12 protein-coding genes are annotated in these 20,112 nt (G+C 42.4%); 7 read left to right on the forward strand and 5 right to left on the reverse strand.

Translation table 11 applies throughout. The annotated features are described in order from the left end of the window. Nucleotides 1-87 precede the first annotated feature (87 nt). A complete protein-coding gene (locus BUC20_RS03405) occupies nt 88-1,314 on the forward strand; it encodes a sterol desaturase family protein (RefSeq protein ID WP_073227423.1) in 1,227 nt (408 codons plus the stop codon). Continuing rightward, nucleotides 1,289-1,978, forward strand: a complete 690-nt coding sequence (locus BUC20_RS03410; protein ID WP_073227426.1) for a lysoplasmalogenase — start codon at nt 1,289-1,291, stop codon at nt 1,976-1,978. The genes BUC20_RS03405 and BUC20_RS03410 overlap by 26 nt, the downstream gene beginning before the upstream one ends. Here BUC20_RS03410 and pbpC read toward each other — a convergent pair. The 4 genes from pbpC to topA all read right to left on the reverse strand — a co-directional run bounded on the left by pbpC (nt 1,975) and on the right by topA (nt 13,030). Beyond that, on the reverse strand, nt 1,975-4,371 hold the full coding sequence (gene pbpC, locus BUC20_RS03415; RefSeq protein WP_073227429.1) for a penicillin-binding protein 1C: 2,397 nt from the start codon (nt 4,369-4,371) through the stop codon (nt 1,975-1,977). The two genes, BUC20_RS03410 and pbpC, sit on opposite strands and share 4 nt — an antisense overlap. Nucleotide 4,372: 1 nt before the next feature. Then, nucleotides 4,373-9,964: an alpha-2-macroglobulin family protein gene (locus BUC20_RS03420; RefSeq protein WP_073227432.1), complete on the reverse strand. Its 5,592-nt coding sequence runs from the start codon at nt 9,962-9,964 to the stop codon at nt 4,373-4,375. A 75-nt stretch (nt 9,965-10,039) separates the two neighbouring features. Next, nucleotides 10,040-10,444 (reverse strand): hypothetical protein, encoded by a 405-nt coding sequence (locus BUC20_RS03425; RefSeq protein ID WP_073227434.1) that lies wholly within the window; start codon nt 10,442-10,444, stop codon nt 10,040-10,042. A gap of 21 nt (nt 10,445-10,465) precedes the next feature. Further along, the gene (gene topA, locus BUC20_RS03430; protein ID WP_073227436.1) at nt 10,466-13,030 is read right to left on the reverse strand and encodes a type I DNA topoisomerase; all 2,565 of its coding nucleotides are present in this window, start codon (nt 13,028-13,030) and stop codon (nt 10,466-10,468) included. Between the two features lie 498 nt (nt 13,031-13,528). Here topA and BUC20_RS03435 point away from each other — a divergent pair, with 498 nt between their 5' ends. The 4 genes from BUC20_RS03435 (at nt 13,529) to BUC20_RS03450 (ending at nt 16,402) form a co-directional block, all read left to right on the forward strand. Continuing rightward, nucleotides 13,529-14,002, forward strand: coding sequence for a hypothetical protein (locus BUC20_RS03435; RefSeq protein ID WP_073227437.1), 474 nt, complete (start codon nt 13,529-13,531; stop codon nt 14,000-14,002). Between the two features lie 93 nt (nt 14,003-14,095). Continuing rightward, nucleotides 14,096-14,608: a glutathione peroxidase gene (locus tag BUC20_RS03440; RefSeq protein WP_073227440.1), complete on the forward strand. Its 513-nt coding sequence runs from the start codon at nt 14,096-14,098 to the stop codon at nt 14,606-14,608. Between the two features lie 101 nt (nt 14,609-14,709). After that, on the forward strand, nt 14,710-15,477 hold the full coding sequence (locus BUC20_RS03445) for a 5'-nucleotidase C-terminal domain-containing protein (RefSeq protein ID WP_234994433.1): 768 nt from the start codon (nt 14,710-14,712) through the stop codon (nt 15,475-15,477). Then, nucleotides 15,455-16,402, forward strand: coding sequence for a bifunctional metallophosphatase/5'-nucleotidase (locus BUC20_RS03450; RefSeq protein ID WP_073227442.1), 948 nt, complete (start codon nt 15,455-15,457; stop codon nt 16,400-16,402). The genes BUC20_RS03445 and BUC20_RS03450 overlap by 23 nt, the downstream gene beginning before the upstream one ends. A gap of 19 nt (nt 16,403-16,421) precedes the next feature. Here BUC20_RS03450 and mnmA read toward each other — a convergent pair whose 3' ends face one another. Then, a complete protein-coding gene (gene mnmA / locus BUC20_RS03455; protein WP_073227445.1) occupies nt 16,422-17,513 on the reverse strand; it encodes a tRNA 2-thiouridine(34) synthase MnmA in 1,092 nt (363 codons plus the stop codon). Between the two features lie 182 nt (nt 17,514-17,695). Here mnmA and BUC20_RS03460 point away from each other — a divergent pair, with 182 nt between their 5' ends. After that, nucleotides 17,696-19,987, forward strand: coding sequence for a GH92 family glycosyl hydrolase (locus BUC20_RS03460; protein ID WP_073227447.1), 2,292 nt, complete (start codon nt 17,696-17,698; stop codon nt 19,985-19,987). The last annotated feature ends 125 nt before the right edge of the window (nt 19,988-20,112 follow it).

Consider the following 20,112-nt stretch of genomic DNA (forward strand, 5'->3'; position numbering starts at 1 on the left):
TTATACCAAACAACCCATGTTTATTTTTGTTTCTTTTGGCCCTTTAAGCTAAGCCTTTTTTACGATCCATTTTATTAAATTAGTAAGATGAAAGTAGATTACATTGCTTTATCTGTCCCTGTTTTTTTCATCCTGATCGGCATAGAACTGGCATGGTCTTTCTATAAAAAACTGAATTATTACCGGCTTAATGATTCCATTTCCAATCTGAGTCAGGGGATAGGGCAGCAGCTTACGGGAATCTTCATGAAAACCGCCTTGTTTTTCGGTTATAAATACATTTTTGAAAACTGGAGGGCATTTGACCTGCCGCAATCCATCTGGATCTGGATCCTTCTTTTTATAGGTGTTGATTTTTTCTATTACTGGTTTCACCGGATGAGCCATCAGGTAAATGCGCTATGGGCGGCTCATATTGTACACCATCAATCGGAAGAGTACAACCTGACTGTCGCCCTTAGACAATCCTGGTTTCAGGGCTGGTTTTCCTGGGTCTTTTACCTGCCATTGGCCTTTGTCGGTTTTGATCCGATCATGTTTCTCACCTTAAGTTCGTTCAACACCCTTTATCAATTCTGGATCCATACCCGCGCGATAAAAAGCATGGGACCTTTGGAATGGATTCTGAATACACCTTCCCATCACCGGGTGCACCATGGCTCCAATCCAAAATACATTGATAAGAACCATGCAGGCACACTGATCATCTGGGACCGTATTTTTGGAACTTTTCAACAGGAAGAAGAGCAGGTGTATTATGGAATTACCACTCCTCTGGCCAGCTGGAATCCCCTATGGGCCAATATCCATTATTGGGATGAACTTTTAAAAACAGCCAGGCAAAGTCCGCGCTGGCAGGATAAGATAAATGTGTTTCTTAAACCTCCGGGATGGTTTCCGGCACATCTGGGCGGATTTAAGTACGCTCCTGAAATAGACCCTTTACAGTATAGAAAATATGATCCGGAATTCCATCAGCCCTTAACAGGTTATGTCATTGTCCAGTTCCTGGTTGGCCTGATTGCCGGTTCGGCGATGCTCTTTCTGAACAGCAGCATTCCAATGCCCGCTTTGATTGCCGGTGCAGTATTCGTGATTTTAACCTTGCTTACCTGCGGGGCATTGCTGGAAGAAAAGAAATGGAAGGTTAAATTCGAATATGGGCGTTTGGTATTGGGGATTTTGATAGTTTTGCTCCTGGATTTCCCGATAGGGTATCAGGTGATATTTTCCATCCTGAATATCTGTTCGGTGATCTGGTTTTATAACCTCCATAAAAAGAATGTAAATGCTGAAGAAATACCTGAAGTTTAACCTTTTGTTTACGCTGATTTTCATCCTGCAGATCTATGCGGAATTTAACGAAGTCAGTTCCCTGAGATACCTGATCAAACCTTGTATCGTTCTTTCCCTGCTCATTATGCTCTATACCCAGACGGGCTTAAAAGGCCGGTTCCATAAACGTTTGTTTACCGGGCTTGTTTTTGCCCTGGCCGGGGATGTATTGCTGATGCTGGCCTGGAAGGCTCCTTCTTATTTTATGTATGGTCTGGTCGCCTTTTTGATCTGTCATGTGTATTATATCAGTGCCTTTTACCTGGATTTCCGTTCTGCACAGGAACTCGATAAAAAAGGGGCAAGAATAGCAATTGTACTATGCGCCCTCTTTAGCATTAGCTTTTATTTCTTTTTAAGGCCACATTTAGGAGCCATGAAATTACCTGTCATGGTTTATACCTTTGTGATCAGTATGATGATGATGATGGCGGCATTCCGAAACAAAAGAGTAAATACCATCAGCTTTAACCTCATTCTATTCGGGGCTTTATGTTTTCTCTTATCAGATTCCATTCTTGCCTACAATAAATTTGTAAAAGGCTTCGACTTTGCCGGAGTGTTGATCATGGCGACTTATATGGTGGCACAATACCTGATTACGATGGGTGGAGTAGAAAGAAAACTTTTGAAAAACGATTAGCGCTTTCCTTTCTCTTTATCCAGTACCGTAAAAGACTGAACCAGCCTTTCTCCATTTTCATCTACCAATGTGAGGGTATGTTTACCTGCCGGCGGACTGACGGCAAGCTGGTGATATGATTTGGTGGTCGCCACGTATTCATTATCAATATGCCAGTAGACCTTCGCGTTGTTATTTCGGTGTGTGGCGTTTAAAATCACCTTTCCCCGGCTTCCGTCAAACTCTACCGGAATGTAAACGCTGGCATTGTTCTTTGGATAGATCATTTCCATTACATAATTGCTGCCTGCATCTGTACAACCCGGCTTAAAAGGAGGCAGCAGCTTATAATCGCTGTTTTTGATTTTATAATAATACTCCATTGAAGGAGGCAGCACAAACCATGGCTGATGCAGCATCGTTGACGTAGGCTCACATTGATCTGTCACCCTATAGCTGGCGGTATGGTCCAGGTGGATGAGTTTATGATAGGGACAAAGTCCTGTTTTTTCTGCTGCAGGGGAGACCAGCTCTTCCAGTGTTTCCTTGCAATATTCACCGGCTTTGTAACCACTTTGTTTGCAAACTTTCATTTTGCGGAGTTTATTCTTCGGAGTCTGGAACCATTTTCCATTTGGCAATTGCCGGAAGATGTCGAATAATACCGGAGCAGCGGCATCCACACCTGTTAATCCCGGACGGCCTTCGCCATCCGCATTTCCCACCCAGACGCAAACCACATATTTGGGGGTTAATCCAATTGCCCAGGCATCTCTGAAACCAAAGCTTGTACCCGTTTTCCATGCCACCCTTTGGGAAGAAGAAAACTGCTCCCAAAGCCCTTCTTCACCTGGTCTCATGAGCTCTTCCATTGCATTAAAAGTATTCCAGATGGAACCATGGTCTATCGTGGAGCTCAGCTGGGTTTCGTAACCATCAAAACGATCATCCCGTTTGTTTTTAACATAAGAGGGCGCGTCGTAATCATGGGGGTTATACTTTCCCTTATACTCATTAAAGTTATTCAATGTTCTGGCCATGCCCATATAGGTTTTTGCGAGATCCCACATGGTGACTTCACTTCCGCCCAGGATCAGGGACAATCCGTAATGATCTGCCGGTTGGTTCAACGTACCGAATCCCATCTTTTTGAGTTTGTCGTAAAAGCGCTGGTATTTATAACTCTGCAGCATTTTAACGGCCGGAATATTTAAGGAACGGCTCAAGGCACGGTCGGCAGGAATGGCCCCGTCATAACCTAAATCATAGTTTTGAGGAGAATATCCATTGATCTGTGTGGGCACATCAGGAATCAGCGTTTTTGGCAGGATAAAACCATCATTCAGCATACTTGCATACAACAATGGTTTTAAAGTACTGCCCGGACTTCTGGGGGCCTTAATCATGTCGACATGACTTTCCAGTTCTTTATTTTCCGGTTGATAAATGTTCCCCACATAACTGACAACCGTCCCGTTTTTAACATCCAGCACCAATGCAGCAATATTATTAATGTCATTGGCCCGGTACCGGTTGTTGTACCTTTTCAGTAAAGCATTTAACTTGAGCTGAAGATCAAAATCCAGGGTAGAAAGCACTCTGGTAGAATTGTTTTTTAAGGCATTACGTTCTGCTTTAAAGCGGTTCAGCAGGTGAGGGGCATTCTGTGGCAATTGCTGAGGTTTGCCGGGAATTGGTTCCAGTTTAGATAAGTTGGCCGTCTCCTGGTCTATCATTTTTAATGCTGCGATTTTATCCAGCAGGTCATTTCTTTTTTTGATCAGTTTCGGAGAATTTTTACCCGGATGGACCAGGGATGGGCTATTAGGAAGAACGGCAAGCGTGGCCATTTCCCCCCAGGATAAAGTTCCTGCGCTTCGTCCGAAATATCTCCATGATGCCGCTTCCAGGCCAACTACATTGCTTCCGAAAGGTGCATTTGCGGCGTATAGTTTTAAGATGTCCGTTTTAGAATGTGTGAGCTCCAGTCTGAAAGCAAGGACCACTTCAATCATTTTTTGCCAGATCGTCCGGCTTTCCCTGCGCGACAGGCGGATGACCTGCATCGTTAATGTACTGCCGCCACTAACCACGCTTTTGGCCTTCAGGTTCTGCCGCATTGCCCTCGCCATCGCTAAAAAATCTATTCCCGGATGCGAAAGAAAGCGCTTGTCCTCAAAAGCGATAATACATTGCTCAAATTTCTTTGGAATGGTATCTGCCACCGGGAAACGCCATTGCCCGTCTTTGGCAATCGCTGCACTTAACAATTCCCCGTTTGAAGCTTCTACCACGTAAGAGGTAGGGTTTAAGAATAGTTTTGAAGGTAAAAGGAACCAAAACCAGCACAGCAATAAAAGACAAATGATATCGCTGAACACTAGTTTTGGTTCATAACTGAACTTTTTTAACATGCTATTTAATTACCTGCACCCATTTCCCTGCCGTAGTTGCACTAATATTATTGTTATACATTGCTTCACACTGTACTGCCGAAAGATAATAACGACCGATATAAGAGGCGTTTAAGAGCACTTTGTAAATAACGGTCTCATTCTCTCTCAGATTGAAATAAGTGAATACACGGTCGTCCCTGATGTCTCTGTACGTATATGGCGAAGAGGCAACTGCACTTTCACTGTCATTGATCCTGTTATTAATGATCTCCCAGCCGGAAGGGAAGATTTGCGTTAAGGCCATTTGTTCATAATAACCCATTCTTCCAGGATTTTTGATCGTCACCTCAGCATAGAAATCTGTTCCCTGTTTTAAGGTAGATGGGTCCAGTGATTTTCCGTTTAACAACTTATAGTCAATGTTCATTTCTAAAGCTTCTGCGTTGTTTGGCAGGAAGGTATTTTGTCCTGCTGAAGGTTGTCCCTGAAGGATCAGACGTCCGAACAACACACGGTCACCGGTATTGTTGATCACCACACTATTTGCTTTAAAGCTTAAATCAGTGCTGTTCATGAACTGAGCAGAATTTACCGATCCGCTTTTTCCGTCGATCTTATAAGTGTATTTCAATGAGTTTGAAGCTGTATTTGCCCCACAGAATTTAGCAATTGCCAATAAGCTGTATGCTGTGGTCTGTGTACTGTACCAATCGTCCTGGCCCAATTTCGCTGCCAGTGGCTGGATCAGCTTCGCTGCATCACCTTTACGGCCAAGCAGGATTAAGGTTTCCAGGATCATCGCCTGATCGCGGACATCGGAACCATAAGTACCACCCATTTGGTTATAAGGTTTCACTTCTGTGGCCAATCCTCTGATCAGACCGTTTGCAGCATCTGCCTGTCCGGCCAGTTTATAGGCTGCTGCTAATCTCCATTTTGCAGTTTCTGAAAGGTATTGGAAAGCTTTCAATCTGTTCATTGCTGCCATTTCCGGTCTTTTAGCCAGTGCAAGCACATATAAACGGTAAGACTGAGAAAGATCCCCACCATAGAAATTGGAGCTGTTTGGCGCCCAGTTTGCGGCTTTACCTTTCAGGTAACGCAGCAATTCGTCCAGCATTCCAACAGGAAGGGTATACCCTGCATTTTGTGCCTCTACAAGGAAATGACCGGCATAATTACTTCCCCACTCATCGGAAGTACCTGCTCCGGGCCAATAGCCCAAACCACCATCTCCGGTCTGGAAGCCACGTAATTTATTGATTCCCGCTTTCAGGTTTCTTTCGGTCGTTACTTTTTGCTGCTCTGTTAAAGGAGTCAGCTTATTCAGGAACAGTTGAGGGAATACTCCTGAGGTAGTTTGTTCCACACAACCATGCGGATATTGCATCAGGTAACTCAAACGTTTTTTAAGGTTGATCGGAGGGATGGTAGACAATTCCACACTTCCCGTATTTGTTCCCGCCATGCCTACAGGCTGATACGAAGTACCCCAGTTTTTACCAGGCTCGATCACGATAGGCACCACATTGGTCACATAAGGATTTGGATTTCTAATGTCCAGCTCCACATCATAAGCCGTTTTCTCTGAACCACTCTGAGCGATCAGTTTCACTTTCGCGATGCCCGTTATTTCCGGAACTTTGATCTCAAAATAAGCCATTTGCTCTCCTGGTTGTTTGAAGGTCAGCTGCTGTGTTTTGCTGCCAATCACTTCCAGGTTTGCAGATTGCAGTTGCAGGCTTACATTTTTAAGGTTCTTTTCTGTAGTAAATACCGTTGCAGGCAAGGTAAAGCTTTCGCCCGGACCGATCACCCTTGGAAGAGTGGCCAACAACATCAGCGGTTTTTTCACCTGTACACTTTTCTCTGCAAAACCATAAGCGCCATCCTGACCGGCAACGACCATCGCTCTTACTGCACCAATATATTGAGGCAATTTAAACTTATGGGTACTGCTGCCTCCTTTGGATAAAGCAAAAGGGCCTAAATATTTTACCACAGGTACAAACCTGTTTGCTTTCGCAGGGCTGAGGTTTTTGTTGATGCTGCCATCACCACCGATACTCAGGATTCTTTCCAGGTTACCGCCCCATGCACCAAGTACATAGTCAAATAAATCCCATGTTTTTACACCTAAACCTTCACGGGCATAGAAGACCCCGTGCGGATCAGGAGTTTTAAACCTGGTCAGATCCAGCAAACCTTCATCTACGATTGCTATGGTATAGGTCATTGCTTTTCCGTTTTGTTCCGTAACCGTGATGCTGCTTTCCGTTTCCGGTTTCAGCTTATCGGCCATTTTGATCACTGGTTTTAAGATCGTTTCCGGATCTTCGATCAGCAATGGAATTGCACCATACATCCGGATAGGAAGGTCATTCAGGGTTTGCGCATGAGGCTGTAACAAGGTCACATTTGCAAACACGTTAGGTGCCATATCTTTTTCCGCCTTAAACTTAAATTGCGTTTGTCCGGCTTTGGTATCGGTCCAGAAAGTCTTTAATACTTTACTTCCGTTTTCAATAGAAATCAGGGCCCTTCCGTCTTTGCCCGAAGGAATGGTGAGCACGATGTCTTCACCAACTTTAAACTTGGTTTTATTCGCTGTAAAAGAAAGCATTGATGCTTCTGTAGGATTGCTGTTTTGTTCACGCTGCGCCCATCCCGGCCAATCGATATAGACCGATTTACCAGATACGTGGCCACCATTATTGTCGCGCACCAGGATCATGTAACGGCCCCATTCCGGTTCGTCGACCCTCATGCTCCAGCTGCCTTTACCGCCATTCAGCTGAATCGTTTCTTTTTTGATCAGCTTATTATAAGAGTTCTGAGTGAAATTGGCATAGTAATTTTCATTGTCCTGTTCCCACCACCAGCGCCATTGCACTTTATACAGCTCTACATCTACAGATTTCGATCCGCCAAGGAGTTTTCCATCCCTGTTTACATTGACGATGTCTATTTTATGGTCCTGTCCGGTAAGCAGCATTCCACTTAATTTATCACCTTCGGGAGTTTTAATACCGTAATAGTCAGGATAAACATGGTAGGGGATGCTGAAGTTGTCGATACTGAAATTACCTCCCGCTTCAAATACTTTAATGGCAAAATTTGCTTTCAGCATCCCCGGCGCAGTATTGTTTTCGCTTAAATTGGTATTCACTGCAGCAGTTCCATTTTCATTGAGGGTTCCCTCAAAAATGGTTTTTACCTGCGATTGGAACGAAACCGTAGGATTGTCGAAACTATAGTTTTCAAACCCTTTGAAGGTCGTCTGCATCGTATTCAGACTGACATCAACTTTTGCTTTCAGGTGTTTGCCCGGTGCGCCAAACAGCCATGCAGCCGATAGGGTAGCAGAAGAGCCATTTCCAGACCCCATATAAGGGCGGTTGCCATAATCAAAGTTGATTTTCAACCGGTTTGGCATGACCGTTTCAATCTTAATCGTTTTGGAGAAGGTTGCGCCTCCGGCTTTCACTTTTGCCAGCCAGTTTCCTGTTGGTGCTGTGCTTTCGGTAGCCGTTCTGAACGCATAATATCCATTTAAAGGTTTTCCGTTGATGGCTCTCTTAACGAGCTGCCCCTGTGGGTTATAAAACTCGAATGTAACCGGATAACCACCAGGTAGTTTTTTAAGTTTATCCTCCAGGATGAAAGAAAGGAATACGGAATCACCTGGACGCCAAACGCCACGTTCTCCGTAAATAAAGCCTTTTAATCCGTTCTGTACCACATCTCCACCAACATCAAACCTGCTCAAAGGAAGAGAACTTCCATCGTCCAGTTTCAGGTAGCCGCGTTCATCGCCATTTTTGGCAATCAATAAGAAAGGTTTTCTTTTCAGGTCAAATGAAGCCATTCCATCCCCATCTGTTTTTACGGTATGGATCACCTGTTTTTGGAAATCCAGTAATTCCAGCGTCACTCCGCTTACTGTTTTCGCTGTTAAAAGATCCGTCGCAATGATCACCATGCTGTTGTCGTTTCCACGTTTGGCGATCAGGCCGATATTGGAAGCAATCAGGTTTCTGCTGGCCCAGCGTTCGCTGGTATAGTAGGATGGGGTACAAGGATTATCCCGGTCTTCCCAACGGTAATTTTGCGGATAATTGTTGCTGTAGCGGCTCCAGAAATCATCATCCTCATCGATCTTTTCTCCATAACTGTTATAGTCGCCATCCTCTTCACCAGAAGAGTCACCATCTTCTGCTTTAGTTTCTACACATTTAAACACATTGTATTCTCTTCTGAAACCAATGGTTACCCGGTACATGGCACCAGGTTCAGTACGGATAATTTTATCCAGATCTAAGGTGAAACGATTTTTCTTATGCAGGTCTAATGCTTTGTCTTCATCCAGACGGATGGTTTTCTGAACAATTGGTTTACCCACGCGGCGAAGCTCCTGTCCGTCTTTATAATTATTGGTCTGGAAAAACTGAGGGATATTGTTTTCATAGATCTTGATCACGGTGATGTCTACCGCCTTTAAGTTCACTGCTTCAAATGGTAACACCAGTTTACCTGAAGTAGGCAGGATACTGCCACTTCCTGCAATCGTTGCGGAAGGCAGTTTATTTTCGAAAACGATGTTCGCGGTTTTTGCCGCTGATAATTTTACGCTATTGATATTTTCTACACCTTCGTTAACGGTCAGCGCATAATTTCCTTCCAGTGTTTCTGCCGAATACACCTTCACCTGACTGGCGTCGATGGTAAACCTGAGGTCAGTCAATTGAGCAAGGCTGATCAATCCATTCAGGTCTTGTGTCACGTTAACCGGTTCAGAAAACTGAACAAGAGCAAAATCTTCAAGATCCTGTATGGCTTTCATGTTCAGGATCTTGAAAACGCCTTGTGCAGGTACTTCCAGCACTTCTTCTCCTTTACCTGGCGCATTGATCGCATCACCAGACCAGATGAGTTTTAAGGGATTATCGCTTTTTGTTTTCTTAATGCTATCAATACTGAAGCTTGAGATATTTTTAGCAGGGTTGTGCTGCCACTTGACTTTTAATGCCTGAGGAAAATCAATCTTTAATGATTTCTCAATTTGTTTGGGATCTTCCTGATCGGAGGTGAGCACTTCTCCGCTTAATTTCATATAATCAAGGGAGGTATTGTTTTGAGAAACCAATCCATTTTGGCTGAGACTCATTCCGGGATTGATGACCCTGAAATTGAATTCAAACTCTTCCAGGCCTTTTTCGGTTTCTGTAACTTTATTGAGATTAAAGGTCGCTTCGTAATCTTCGCCTGGTTCCAGCGGTTCATCGGGCCTGAATTCCAGGGTCTGGGAATCTATCCAATAAGTCTTTCCTTTAACAGAAGGAGAGAAGCTGAACAGGTCTCTCGCATCGGCTACACCGACGTCACTCATGGTTTTTACCTGACTGGCGAGGTGGAGTCTGATGAAGCTTTTTTTGGAGACAGTCCCTGAGGTATAGGCTTCTATGTATTTTGAATAGGCCTGATTGTAGTCTTTTGGTCTTTCTTTCTTAAAAAAGAAAAGAGCAGCAAGGCCGATGAGAACGACGGCTACCGAGCCGATAATGATTCCTTTTTTATTCTTTTGAATAAATGGAGATTGCGTGAATTTCATACACTGTAAAAGTAAAATTGTAGATGTGTACGAAAATTAACAAAAAGGATTGGAATCAAAGAAACTAAACCGAAATTATTTTATCATGACCCCGGGCATATTTACCAAAGGGATCCGGATCAGATTATCATCAACGATACTTTCAGGAAGGAAAATAAATTTTTTATCATAGATGACCTCGTCCAGGTAATAGCTTAACCAATATTCATTGGTTAAGCCAAAAACTTCAGGATCTATTGCTTCAACACCCGTAAAGGAGCGGGGTTGAAGGTCTCCCAGCGAATGTCTCAGTACAGAGGTTTGCACCATTCTGCCATCTTTTTCGCCATAGCCTTTAGAGCTGATCAATACGTTTTTTAAGGGTTTATCCTTAAGGTTAACCAGGTAAACAGTCCAGTTTTTAATTTCCGGACTTTCGCTCTTTAACACTACAGCAACTGCAATGTCTTCTACTATATTTTCAGGGAGATCTTTCTTCATATCTGCATCATGCAGGCAAGCCTACTTTTTCTTTGCGACCACTTTCTTTTTTGCCGGGCTTTTTGCTGCTGCCTTTTTCTTGGCTGCTTTAGGTTCAAAAGCATTTGGTACCTGTTCAACAATTAGTTTCTTTACTTCTTCAAGGGATACCGCGGCAAGGTCCTCAGGCGTATATTTCTCTCCTGTAGCCGGGTTTTTACCCAGTTTCAGCATGTCTTTACCAAAACGGATGAAAGGCCCCCATCTGCCGTTTTCGATCGCAATTTTCTCCGCTGTCCATTGCTGGATAAAGCGGTTCGCTTCTTTTTCTACCTTTTTACCAATGAGTTCTTCGATGTCTTTTTGAGTCAGGAAGTCGAAATTATAAGCTTTAGGTACATTGATAAACAGGTCGTTCCATTTGATGAAAGGACCAAAACGGCCTTTACCTTTGGTAACCGGCAAACTCTCATAATGTGCTACTGGCGCATCGGCGGTAATTTTCTCTCCGATAATTTCGATGGCACGGTCTCTGTCGACCGATAGCGGATCTTCATTTTTAGGAATAGAAATATAAGCATCTCCCCATTTCACATATGGACCAAAACGGCCTACACCAACAGAAACTTCTTTACCTTCATAATCTTCCAGCTGGAAAGGAAGTTTGAACTGCTCAAGGGCATCCTCAAGCGTTACGGTTCCTACAGACTGTGATTTTGATAAGCTCGCATAACGCGGTTTTTCCTCGTCGTCATTCTGGCCAATCTGCACCAATGGCCCGAATTTACCCACTTTAGCATATACATTTTTTCCGGAGGCAGGATCGATTCCCAATAAACGCTCTCCGTTTGCACGGTCTGCATTTTCAAGGGTTGTTTCTACTTCTAAATGGAAAGGGGTATAGAAGGAGTGGAGCATTTTAGTCCATTCCTGAAGTCCCTGAGCAATCTCATCAAATTCCTTCTCTACATTTGCAGTAAAGTTAAAATCAACAATTCCTTTGAAATGTTCTACCAGAAAGTCATTGACCACTTCACCTATATCTGTAGGGAAAAGTTTAGATTTCTCTGCCCCTGTAATTTCTGTTTTTATTTGTTTGTTCACCACTCCGTTGCTCAGTACAATTGAACTGAAGGAACGCTGACGGCCATCACGGTCTTCTTTAACCACATAACCACGGTTTTGAATCGTAGAAATTGTTGGCGCATAAGTAGAAGGTCGGCCGATGCCAAGCTCTTCCAGTTTCTTAATCATGCTCGCCTCTGTATACCTTGCAGGCGGACGGGAGAAACGTTCTGTTGCGTTCATTTCCCTCAGGCTCAGTTCCTGACCTTTGGTCAACGGTGGAAGCATGTTATTGCCTTCCGAATCTTCCAGGTCTTCTTCATCGCTTGATTCCAGGTATACCTTTAAGAAACCATCAAATTTAAGAACTTCACCTTCGGCAATCAGGTTTTCTTTACGGGTGCTGATGGCGATCTGTGCTGTTGTTTTTTCAAATAAAGCTTCGCTCATTTGAGAAGCAATCGCACGTTTCCAGATCAGTTCATATAAACGTTGTTCTGAGCTGTCGCCGGGTACGGTATGGTGGTTGAAATAAGTAGGGCGGATGGCTTCGTGAGCTTCCTGTGCACCTGCTGTTTTCGTTTTATACGTTCTGATCTGATGGTATTTATCTCCCCATGCGGATTTAATCTCTGCTGATGCAGCCTGTAATGCTGTTTCAGAAAGGTTTACCGAATCGGTACGCATATAGGTGATCCTTCCACTTTCATACAGGCGTTGTGCAACCTGCATCGTTCTTGATACCGAATATCCCAGTTTACGGGAAGCTTCCTGTTGTAAGGTTGAAGTAGTAAATGGAGGGGCAGGGTTCCTTTTTGCAGGTCTGGTTTCCAGACTATCTACGCTGAAACCAGCCTTAATACAATCGTTTAAGAATTTCTCGGCATCTGCCTCCAGATCAAAGCGCTGAGGCAATTCGGCTTTCACCACCTCTTTACCTTTTCCGGTGCTGAATTGCGCGGAAACCTTAAATGCTGCTGTAGCATTAAATTTATTGACTTCTCTTTCTCTGTCTACAATCAGACGAACAGCCACAGACTGTACCCGTCCGGCAGATAGGGAAGGTTTTATTTTTTTCCATAAAACAGGGGAGAGCTCAAAACCTACCAGTCTGTCCAGCACACGTCTGGCCTGCTGAGCATTCACGAGGTTATAGTCAATCGTACGTGGAGTTTCTATCGCCTTTAATATTGCAGGCTTAGTGATCTCATGAAAGACAATCCTTTTTGTTTTATTTTCTTTTAATCCTAATGTTTCATATAAATGCCATGAAATCGCTTCTCCCTCACGGTCCTCATCGGAGGCCAGCCATACCATTTCGGCTTCCTTTGCTAATTTCTTAAGCTCTGCGACGATCTGCTTCTTATCAGCTGGAACCTCATAGGTCTGGGCGAAATTATTGGCTACATCAATGCCCATATCCCCCTTCACCAAATCCCGGATATGCCCGTAACTTGATTTAACAAGGAAATCTTTTCCTAAATACCCTTCGATGGTTTTAGCTTTTGCAGGTGACTCAACTATTAATAAATTCTTCGCCATTCAGAACGTTTTTCTGCAAATAAAGCTATAAATAAGGCTAATTTCAAAATTCGATACGATTTTTATAGTAAATATATTTGTAAATGTGTCATTTTACCCCTGATAAAGTGGTGAATCAGAGCCGATTTAACCAAAAATGAGTTTCATTCTCTTTTATCAGATCTTTTGACAGGGATGGTTTACAACTACTGCATTGTATACATCGGGTAGGAATAGCCTGTCCGTTTCTCCGCTGAGTTCACATAAGAAACTTTCTCAAGAGAGAAAAATGAGTAGGTACAACGAAGATCCGAGCAAAGGAAAAGGACGCAGGAATGGAATATGGATCGAATGAACCCTATGAATTGTAAATGGTGACAATGAAAATTATTCTAACTTACCACGTTGAAACTTGTTTGCTCTTAAAACCAGGATAAACAGACTTTACTTATGGAAATAAACGGTACAAAAATGAGATTAGTAAAATGGCGAACGGTTGGCATCTATTTACTCATATGTATGATCACATTTGTATTTTATGTAATGCTGATCATTTTAAATCGAGAAATGATCCTGGATCTATTATACGAGCTGCTTGGAAAAAGATTAAATGTGTATTCAAAAGGATTTACTTTTTTTACAATAATGCCCTTTTTACTTCTTTCAGGAGTAATAGTTAGTCTCCTAACTCATTACCTGGGAAAAATAGAGCATATTCACTTTTCAGAAACTGGCATAGAAATAAAAACAAACTCCCGTTATTTTATCAATAAGAGCGAAATCAATAAAGTAATCTTTGCAGAGAAAGAAAATAAAGTAGTAGAGATTGATTTAAAATGTAAGAAGGACACCTATTCAATTTACAATGCGGACGATGAGTTTGTAGCCAGGACCAAAAAATATTTTCAAATAGAAAAAGAAGATGAAAGTACATTCGACTACAAATCAAAAATCACAAAAAAAATATACAGAATAGGTGAAAACGACAAATAGCAGTATAAGCCAGCTCAGAACTTTACTATTTAATTATATATATTAAATCTTTTTGTGCTTAACTTCGTTTATACATTATAAAAAAACAACGCAATGAATACATTATTAATATTACTGAGCCTGATGTTTACTCCACCGGCTAAGGGCATTTATGATTTCAGCTTCAAAACCATTGATGGTAAAGAGGTAAAACTTTCTAAATTCAAAGGCAAGAAAATCCTGATTGTGAACACGGCATCCAAATGTGGCTATACCCCACAATATGAGGATCTGGAAAAACTACACAAGCAATATGGTAAAAATGTAGTATTAATTGGTTTTCCGGCTGGCAACTTCGGCGGACAGGAATTGGCGACCAACACAGAGATTCAGGATTTCTGTAAAAAGAATTTCGGTGTAACCTTTCTGTTGAGTGAAAAAGTAAGCGTAAAAGGAGCAGATATCAATCCTTTATTCAAATACCTGACTACCGAAGAGAATCCTGATTTCAAAGGAGACATCAATTGGAACTTCGAGAAATTCCTGATCAACGAAAAAGGACAACTTGTACACCGTTTCAGGTCTAAAGTAACCCCGATGAGCGAGGAGCTGACTAAAAATCTGTAGTTAATTCTTTCTTTTAAGACACCAAAAGAGAAATCCTTAACCGGGATTTCTCTTTTTTTTAACCCCAAAACGCATAGATTAACTTAACTTTGGGCTTTGAAATGATTATGCTGTATATCCAACCATTAAGAAAATACCTCGCATTAACCGCCATTCCGTTCTTTTTGATTTCCTGTGGTTCCAATTACAAACTGGTAAAAAGTAACCGTACAGAATACAAAATGAATGGTGAGCGGGCCGTAGACAGCACATTGATCAAAACCTACCTTCCTTATAAAATAAAGATGGAGCAGGAAATGAACACCGTGATTGGACACTCCGAGGTACTGATGACAAAGAATGATAAAGTCCCTGAAAATCTATTGAGGAATTTCTTTTCTGATGCCTTATTCCATGAAGTCCTTAAATATGACCCGGGAGTAGATTTTGCAATGCCTTCGACCAACGGCGGCTTGCGCGTCGACATTCCAAAAGGGGAGGTTAAAATGTCCAACATCTTTGAAGTGATGCCTTTTGAGAATGAAATGATGGTCTTCACACTGGGGCCCTCAGATGTGCAAAACCTGCTCAATTTTATTGCCAGAACAGGAGGACAACCTGTTGCAGGATTAAGAATGAAAATAGTGAATGACCGGCCCACCGAGGTCATGATCAATGGAAAACCTTATGATCCCACAAGAAATTATAAAATCCTCACTTCAGATTATGTAGCCGAAGGAGGAGACAATGTTCAAAGTTTCAAAAAACCAATAGAGAGAAAGATTCTGGGCATTAGAATGCGCGATGCACTGATCACCTATATCAAAGAAAACCAGGCCGCCGGAAAAACAATCAATCCAAAATTAGATGGAAGAATTACTAAAGATTAACCGCAGAAACTTCCTTAAAACAGGAGGGATGGCAGCCGCAGCGGTTGCACTGAATTTAAATGCCTTTGATGCAATCGCAGCAGGGGACCTGGTAAAACTGACCATATTACATACCAATGATGTACATAGCCGGATAGAACCTTTCCCTATGGACGGTTCCAAACACCAGGGACTGGGAGGAACGGCAAGGCGTTCGGCATTGATCAATGCCATCAGAGAGAAAGAAAAAAACGTATTGTTGTTTGATGCAGGAGACATCTTTCAGGGAACCCCTTATTTTAATAAATATGGTGGCGAGCTGGAGATTAAACTCATGTCTGAGATGAAATACGATGCCGCAACGATGGGAAATCATGATTTCGACAATGGGCTTGAAGGCTTCTATAAACAATTGCCACATGCCAATTTCCCGATATTGTGCAGCAATTATGATTTCTCAAATACCATATTAAATAAGTCTACCCTGCCTTATCAGGTCTTTAAAAAACAAGGGATTAAAATCGGTGTGTTTGGGATAGGAATCAAACTCAAGGGCCTTGTTGGAGACCGGAATTATGGAGAAACACAGTTTCTTGATCCGATAGAGACTGCTAATAAAACGGCAAATCTGCTGAAAAATGATCTTAAATGTGACCTGGTGATCTGTTTATCTCATTTGGGATACCGCTACGACAGCAACAGGGATTCGGATCAGGTACTGGCCAGAAACACGAGAAATATAGACCTGATCATCGGAGGACATACCCATACTTTTATGGATCAACCGGAAGATATTCAGAACCTGGATGGAAAGATAACCACCATTAATCAGGTTGGTTTTGCGGGGATTAACCTCGGCCGGCTGGATTATTATTTTGAAAGATATAAGGGCAAGAGAATCAAAACTGCTGCACCTTATACCATTTCAGATCAACTAGATAGCTAAGATTGACTTAACTAACAAATTAGCAAAGGAAACCACCTCCAAGAAGGTCGTTTCCTTCGTAGAATACTGCGGACTGACCCGGTGCTATTGCAGATACAGAGTGATCAAATACCACACGCATTTTATCTTTCTCCTGAACAATAGTACTGAGGGTTCCTGCATCTTTATACCTGATTTTAGTCACCACATTATCCATGGGCTCTAAAATGTTATCATACTTAATCAGGTTTACATTTCTTACCATCGCTTCTCTGCGCTCCAGCTCATCCGCTCTTCCCAACACCACTGTATTACTTTCCGGAAGGATCTGGGTTACAAACATAGGTTCGCCAAAAGCAACCCCCAGACCTTTTCTTTGTCCGATGGTATAGAAAGGGTATCCTTTGTGTTGTCCAACCACCATTCCATTACTGGTGATGAAATTACCACCTCCAACGCGGTCTTCAAGGTCACCTACTTTGTGTTTTAAGAAAGCACGGTAATCGTTGTCCGGAACAAAGCAGATCTCATAGCTTTCGCTTTTCTTTGCCAGTTCTTCCTGTCCCATGTCCAATGCCATCTGACGGATCTCAGATTTTGCAAAAGATCCCAATGGGAATTTTGTACGGGCAAGGTTTTCCTGAGAAACACCCCAGAGCACATAAGACTGATCTTTATTTTCGTCCTTACCTTTAGAGATCACATGACGGCCATTGTCGTGTTGCCTCACATTGGCATAATGACCTGTCGCGATAAATTCGCAATCCAGTTTGTTGGCGCGTTTCAATAAAGCTTCCCATTTGATATGGGTGTTACACAACACACAAGGGTTTGGCGTACGGCCTGCAAGATATTCATCAACGAAATTATCAATTACAAAATCACCGAACTCATCCCTGATGTCTAATATATAGTGTGGAAATCCGTAATTTACCGCCAAAGTACGCGCATCATTGATGCTGTCAAGACTGCAACATCCGGTTTCCTTACCGCTGGTACCTGAGGTCGCATAGTCCCATGTCTTCATGGTCAATCCGATAACTTCATATCCTTGTTCATGTAACATTACTGCTGCTACTGAACTATCTACCCCGCCACTCATGGCTACCAATATTCTACCGAGTTTACTCATTATATTTTATTCTGACGCAAAAATAAAGGTTTTTACTGATACATTCTCATTTAAGCCGTCAGTAACTTGTAAAAAGGAGAAATCGTCAAAATTATGATTAAACGTTATAGCAACACAATTAAGTAGTTTTTTTCACAATTATTTATACCTTAGGTTCTACATAAAATATTTCAAATCAGAAAATGAAGAAAGCCTTATTGTTTTGTTTATTGTTTCCCGCACTTTCTACACAGGCACAACAGAACCTGGTAAAATATGTGAAACCGATTATTGGGACCCAGAAGATGGGCCATACCTATCCAGGCGCAACACTTCCTTTTGGCTCAGTTCAGCTGAGTCCGGATACAGATACCCTTTCTTATGAGCTCAATGGAAAATACAACGGAGAGGTATACAAGTATTGTGCAGGTTATAAATATGAAGACAAGACGATCGTAGGATTTAGTCATACCCATTTTAGCGGCACCGGACATTCTGATCTGGGTGATTTTCTGATCATGCCTACACAGGGAGCTTTAAAAATAAATCCTGGAACGGCAGATGCGCCAAAAAGTGGTTTTCGCTCCGCATTTTCTCATAAAAACGAAACTGCAGAAGCTGGATATTACAAAGTGAAGCTCGACGACCATCAGATACAGGCAGAATTAACGGCGAGTAAAAGGGTAGGTATGCACCGTTATACCTTTCCAAAATCAGCGGATTCACACCTGATCCTGGACCTGATGTCGGGCATTTACAATTACGATGACAAAACGGTCTGGACTTATGTCCGCGTCATAAATGATAGCCTGGTGACCGGTTATCGCCAAACGAATGGCTGGGCAAGGACAAGGACTGTGTATTTTGCGATGTCTTTCTCTAAACCTTTTAAAAGCTATGGACAGAAGAATTTTGATAAGAAACAGGTCTATGGCGGTTTCTGGAGAAAATTCGATCAGAACAATAACTTCCCTGAGATAGCCGGAAAGCGCATCAGGATGCACTTCGATTTTGATACAAAAGAGCAGGAGCAGGTACAGGTGAAATTCGCCTTATCTCCGGTAAGTCAGGACAATGCCCTGGAAAATATGCGTACAGAAATCCCGGGATGGAATTTTGATGAGGTAAAAAACCAGGCTCAGACAGAATGGAACAAAGAACTGAATAAGATTAACATCGCCGCTTCTGAAGATGACAAGGTGAATTTTTATACCGCCATGTATCATGCTTTTATCAACCCTACCACTTATGGTGATGTGAACGGGCAATATAAAGGACTGGATCAAAACGCACATAAAGCGGATGGTTTCACCAATTATACCACTTTCTCTTTATGGGATACTTACCGTGCCCTGCACCCTTTTTTCAACCTCATTCAGCCTTCCAGAAATAATGATATGGTTAAATCCATGATGGCCCATTATGACCAGAGCGCCTTGAAAATGCTGCCCATCTGGTCGCATTATGCGAACGACAACTGGTGCATGAGTGGATACCATAGTGTTTCTGTAATTGCAGATGCAATTATCAAAGGGGTATACGATGGCGATGCTGCTAAAGCACTGGAGGCCTGTATTACGACCGCCAATCACCGCAATTACGAGGGGATAGGAAAATATATAGATATGGGATATATCCCGGCAGAAAGCAGTGGAACCTCAGTTTCGAATACTTTAGAATATGCCTATGATGATTGGTGCATTGCCCAGATCGCTAAAAGGCTGGGTAAACAGGAAGTTTATAATGAATTTATAAAACGCTCCGGAAACTGGAAAAATGTGTACGACAAAAGCATTGGGTTTATGCGACCACGCCTTGCTGATGGCAGTTTTAAAAAGGAATTTGATGTATTGAGTACCCATGGACAAGGCTTTATCGAAGGAAACACCTGGAACTATAGCTTTTTTGTGCCGCAGGATCCTGAATCCTTAATGGCGGCAATGGGAGGGAAGCAGAAATTTGCAGCCCGTATAGACAGCTTATTTACCATGCACCTTCCTGATGAGTTTTTTGCAGATACCGAAGACATTACCCGTGAAGGGATCATTGGTGGGTATGTGCATGGCAATGAACCTGCACATCATGTGGCCTACCTTTACAATTGGGCAGGACAACCATGGAAAACACAGGAAAGAGTGAGGATGATCTTAAAAATGCAATACAAACCGACCCCGGACGGACTGGGAGGTAATGATGACTGTGGACAGATGAGTGCCTGGTATATGTTTTCTTCTTTAGGATTCTATCCGGTATCGCCGGGCTCTGATGAATATGCTCTGGGCAGTCCATCTGTTAAATCTGCCAGCCTTGCGCTGGAAGGTGGAAAAACCTTTGCAGTGGAGGCAATCAACCAAAGTGATAAAAATGTATATGTACAAAAAGTGCTTTTAAATGGAAAAATTTTAACCGGAAACAGCATTAAGCATGACGATATTACAAAAGGTGGAAAACTAACTTTCTACATGTCTTCCAGGCCCGTAAAATCCTCAAAATAAATTCCCTGCTCAGGACCTGAAAAAGTAAATCAGGAAACTTAACATCAATAAAGTATTGAGGTTAAGAGGTTTAAAACTATCAGGAATAAAACAAAGAAAGCTGCTAAAATCGATTAAAAATTTTA

Origin of the sequence: Pedobacter caeni, from assembly GCF_900129215.1 — a bacterium.
In the GTDB taxonomy this organism is placed as follows: Bacteria; Bacteroidota; Bacteroidia; order Sphingobacteriales; family Sphingobacteriaceae; genus Pedobacter; species Pedobacter caeni.

Excerpts from the sequence above, each read along its gene's own strand:
- BUC20_RS03425 (WP_073227434.1), bottom strand. The coding sequence starts at position 10,444 with ATGAAGAAAGATCTCCCTGAAAATATAGTAGAAGACATTGCAGTTGCT.
- BUC20_RS03445 (WP_234994433.1), top strand. The coding sequence starts at position 14,710 with ATGATTATGCTGTATATCCAACCATTAAGAAAATACCTCGCATTAACC.
- BUC20_RS03435 (WP_073227437.1), top strand. The coding sequence starts at position 13,529 with ATGATCACATTTGTATTTTATGTAATGCTGATCATTTTAAATCGAGAA.
- BUC20_RS03420 (WP_073227432.1), bottom strand. The coding sequence starts at position 9,964 with ATGAAATTCACGCAATCTCCATTTATTCAAAAGAATAAAAAAGGAATC.
- pbpC (WP_073227429.1), bottom strand. The coding sequence starts at position 4,371 with ATGTTAAAAAAGTTCAGTTATGAACCAAAACTAGTGTTCAGCGATATC.
- BUC20_RS03450 (WP_073227442.1), top strand. The coding sequence starts at position 15,455 with ATGGAAGAATTACTAAAGATTAACCGCAGAAACTTCCTTAAAACAGGA.
- BUC20_RS03440 (WP_073227440.1), top strand. The coding sequence starts at position 14,096 with ATGAATACATTATTAATATTACTGAGCCTGATGTTTACTCCACCGGCT.
- BUC20_RS03410 (WP_073227426.1), top strand. The coding sequence starts at position 1,289 with ATGCTGAAGAAATACCTGAAGTTTAACCTTTTGTTTACGCTGATTTTC.
- BUC20_RS03405 (WP_073227423.1), top strand. The coding sequence starts at position 88 with ATGAAAGTAGATTACATTGCTTTATCTGTCCCTGTTTTTTTCATCCTG.
- BUC20_RS03460 (WP_073227447.1), top strand. The coding sequence starts at position 17,696 with ATGAAGAAAGCCTTATTGTTTTGTTTATTGTTTCCCGCACTTTCTACA.
- mnmA (WP_073227445.1), bottom strand. The coding sequence starts at position 17,513 with ATGAGTAAACTCGGTAGAATATTGGTAGCCATGAGTGGCGGGGTAGAT.
- topA (WP_073227436.1), bottom strand. The coding sequence starts at position 13,030 with ATGGCGAAGAATTTATTAATAGTTGAGTCACCTGCAAAAGCTAAAACC.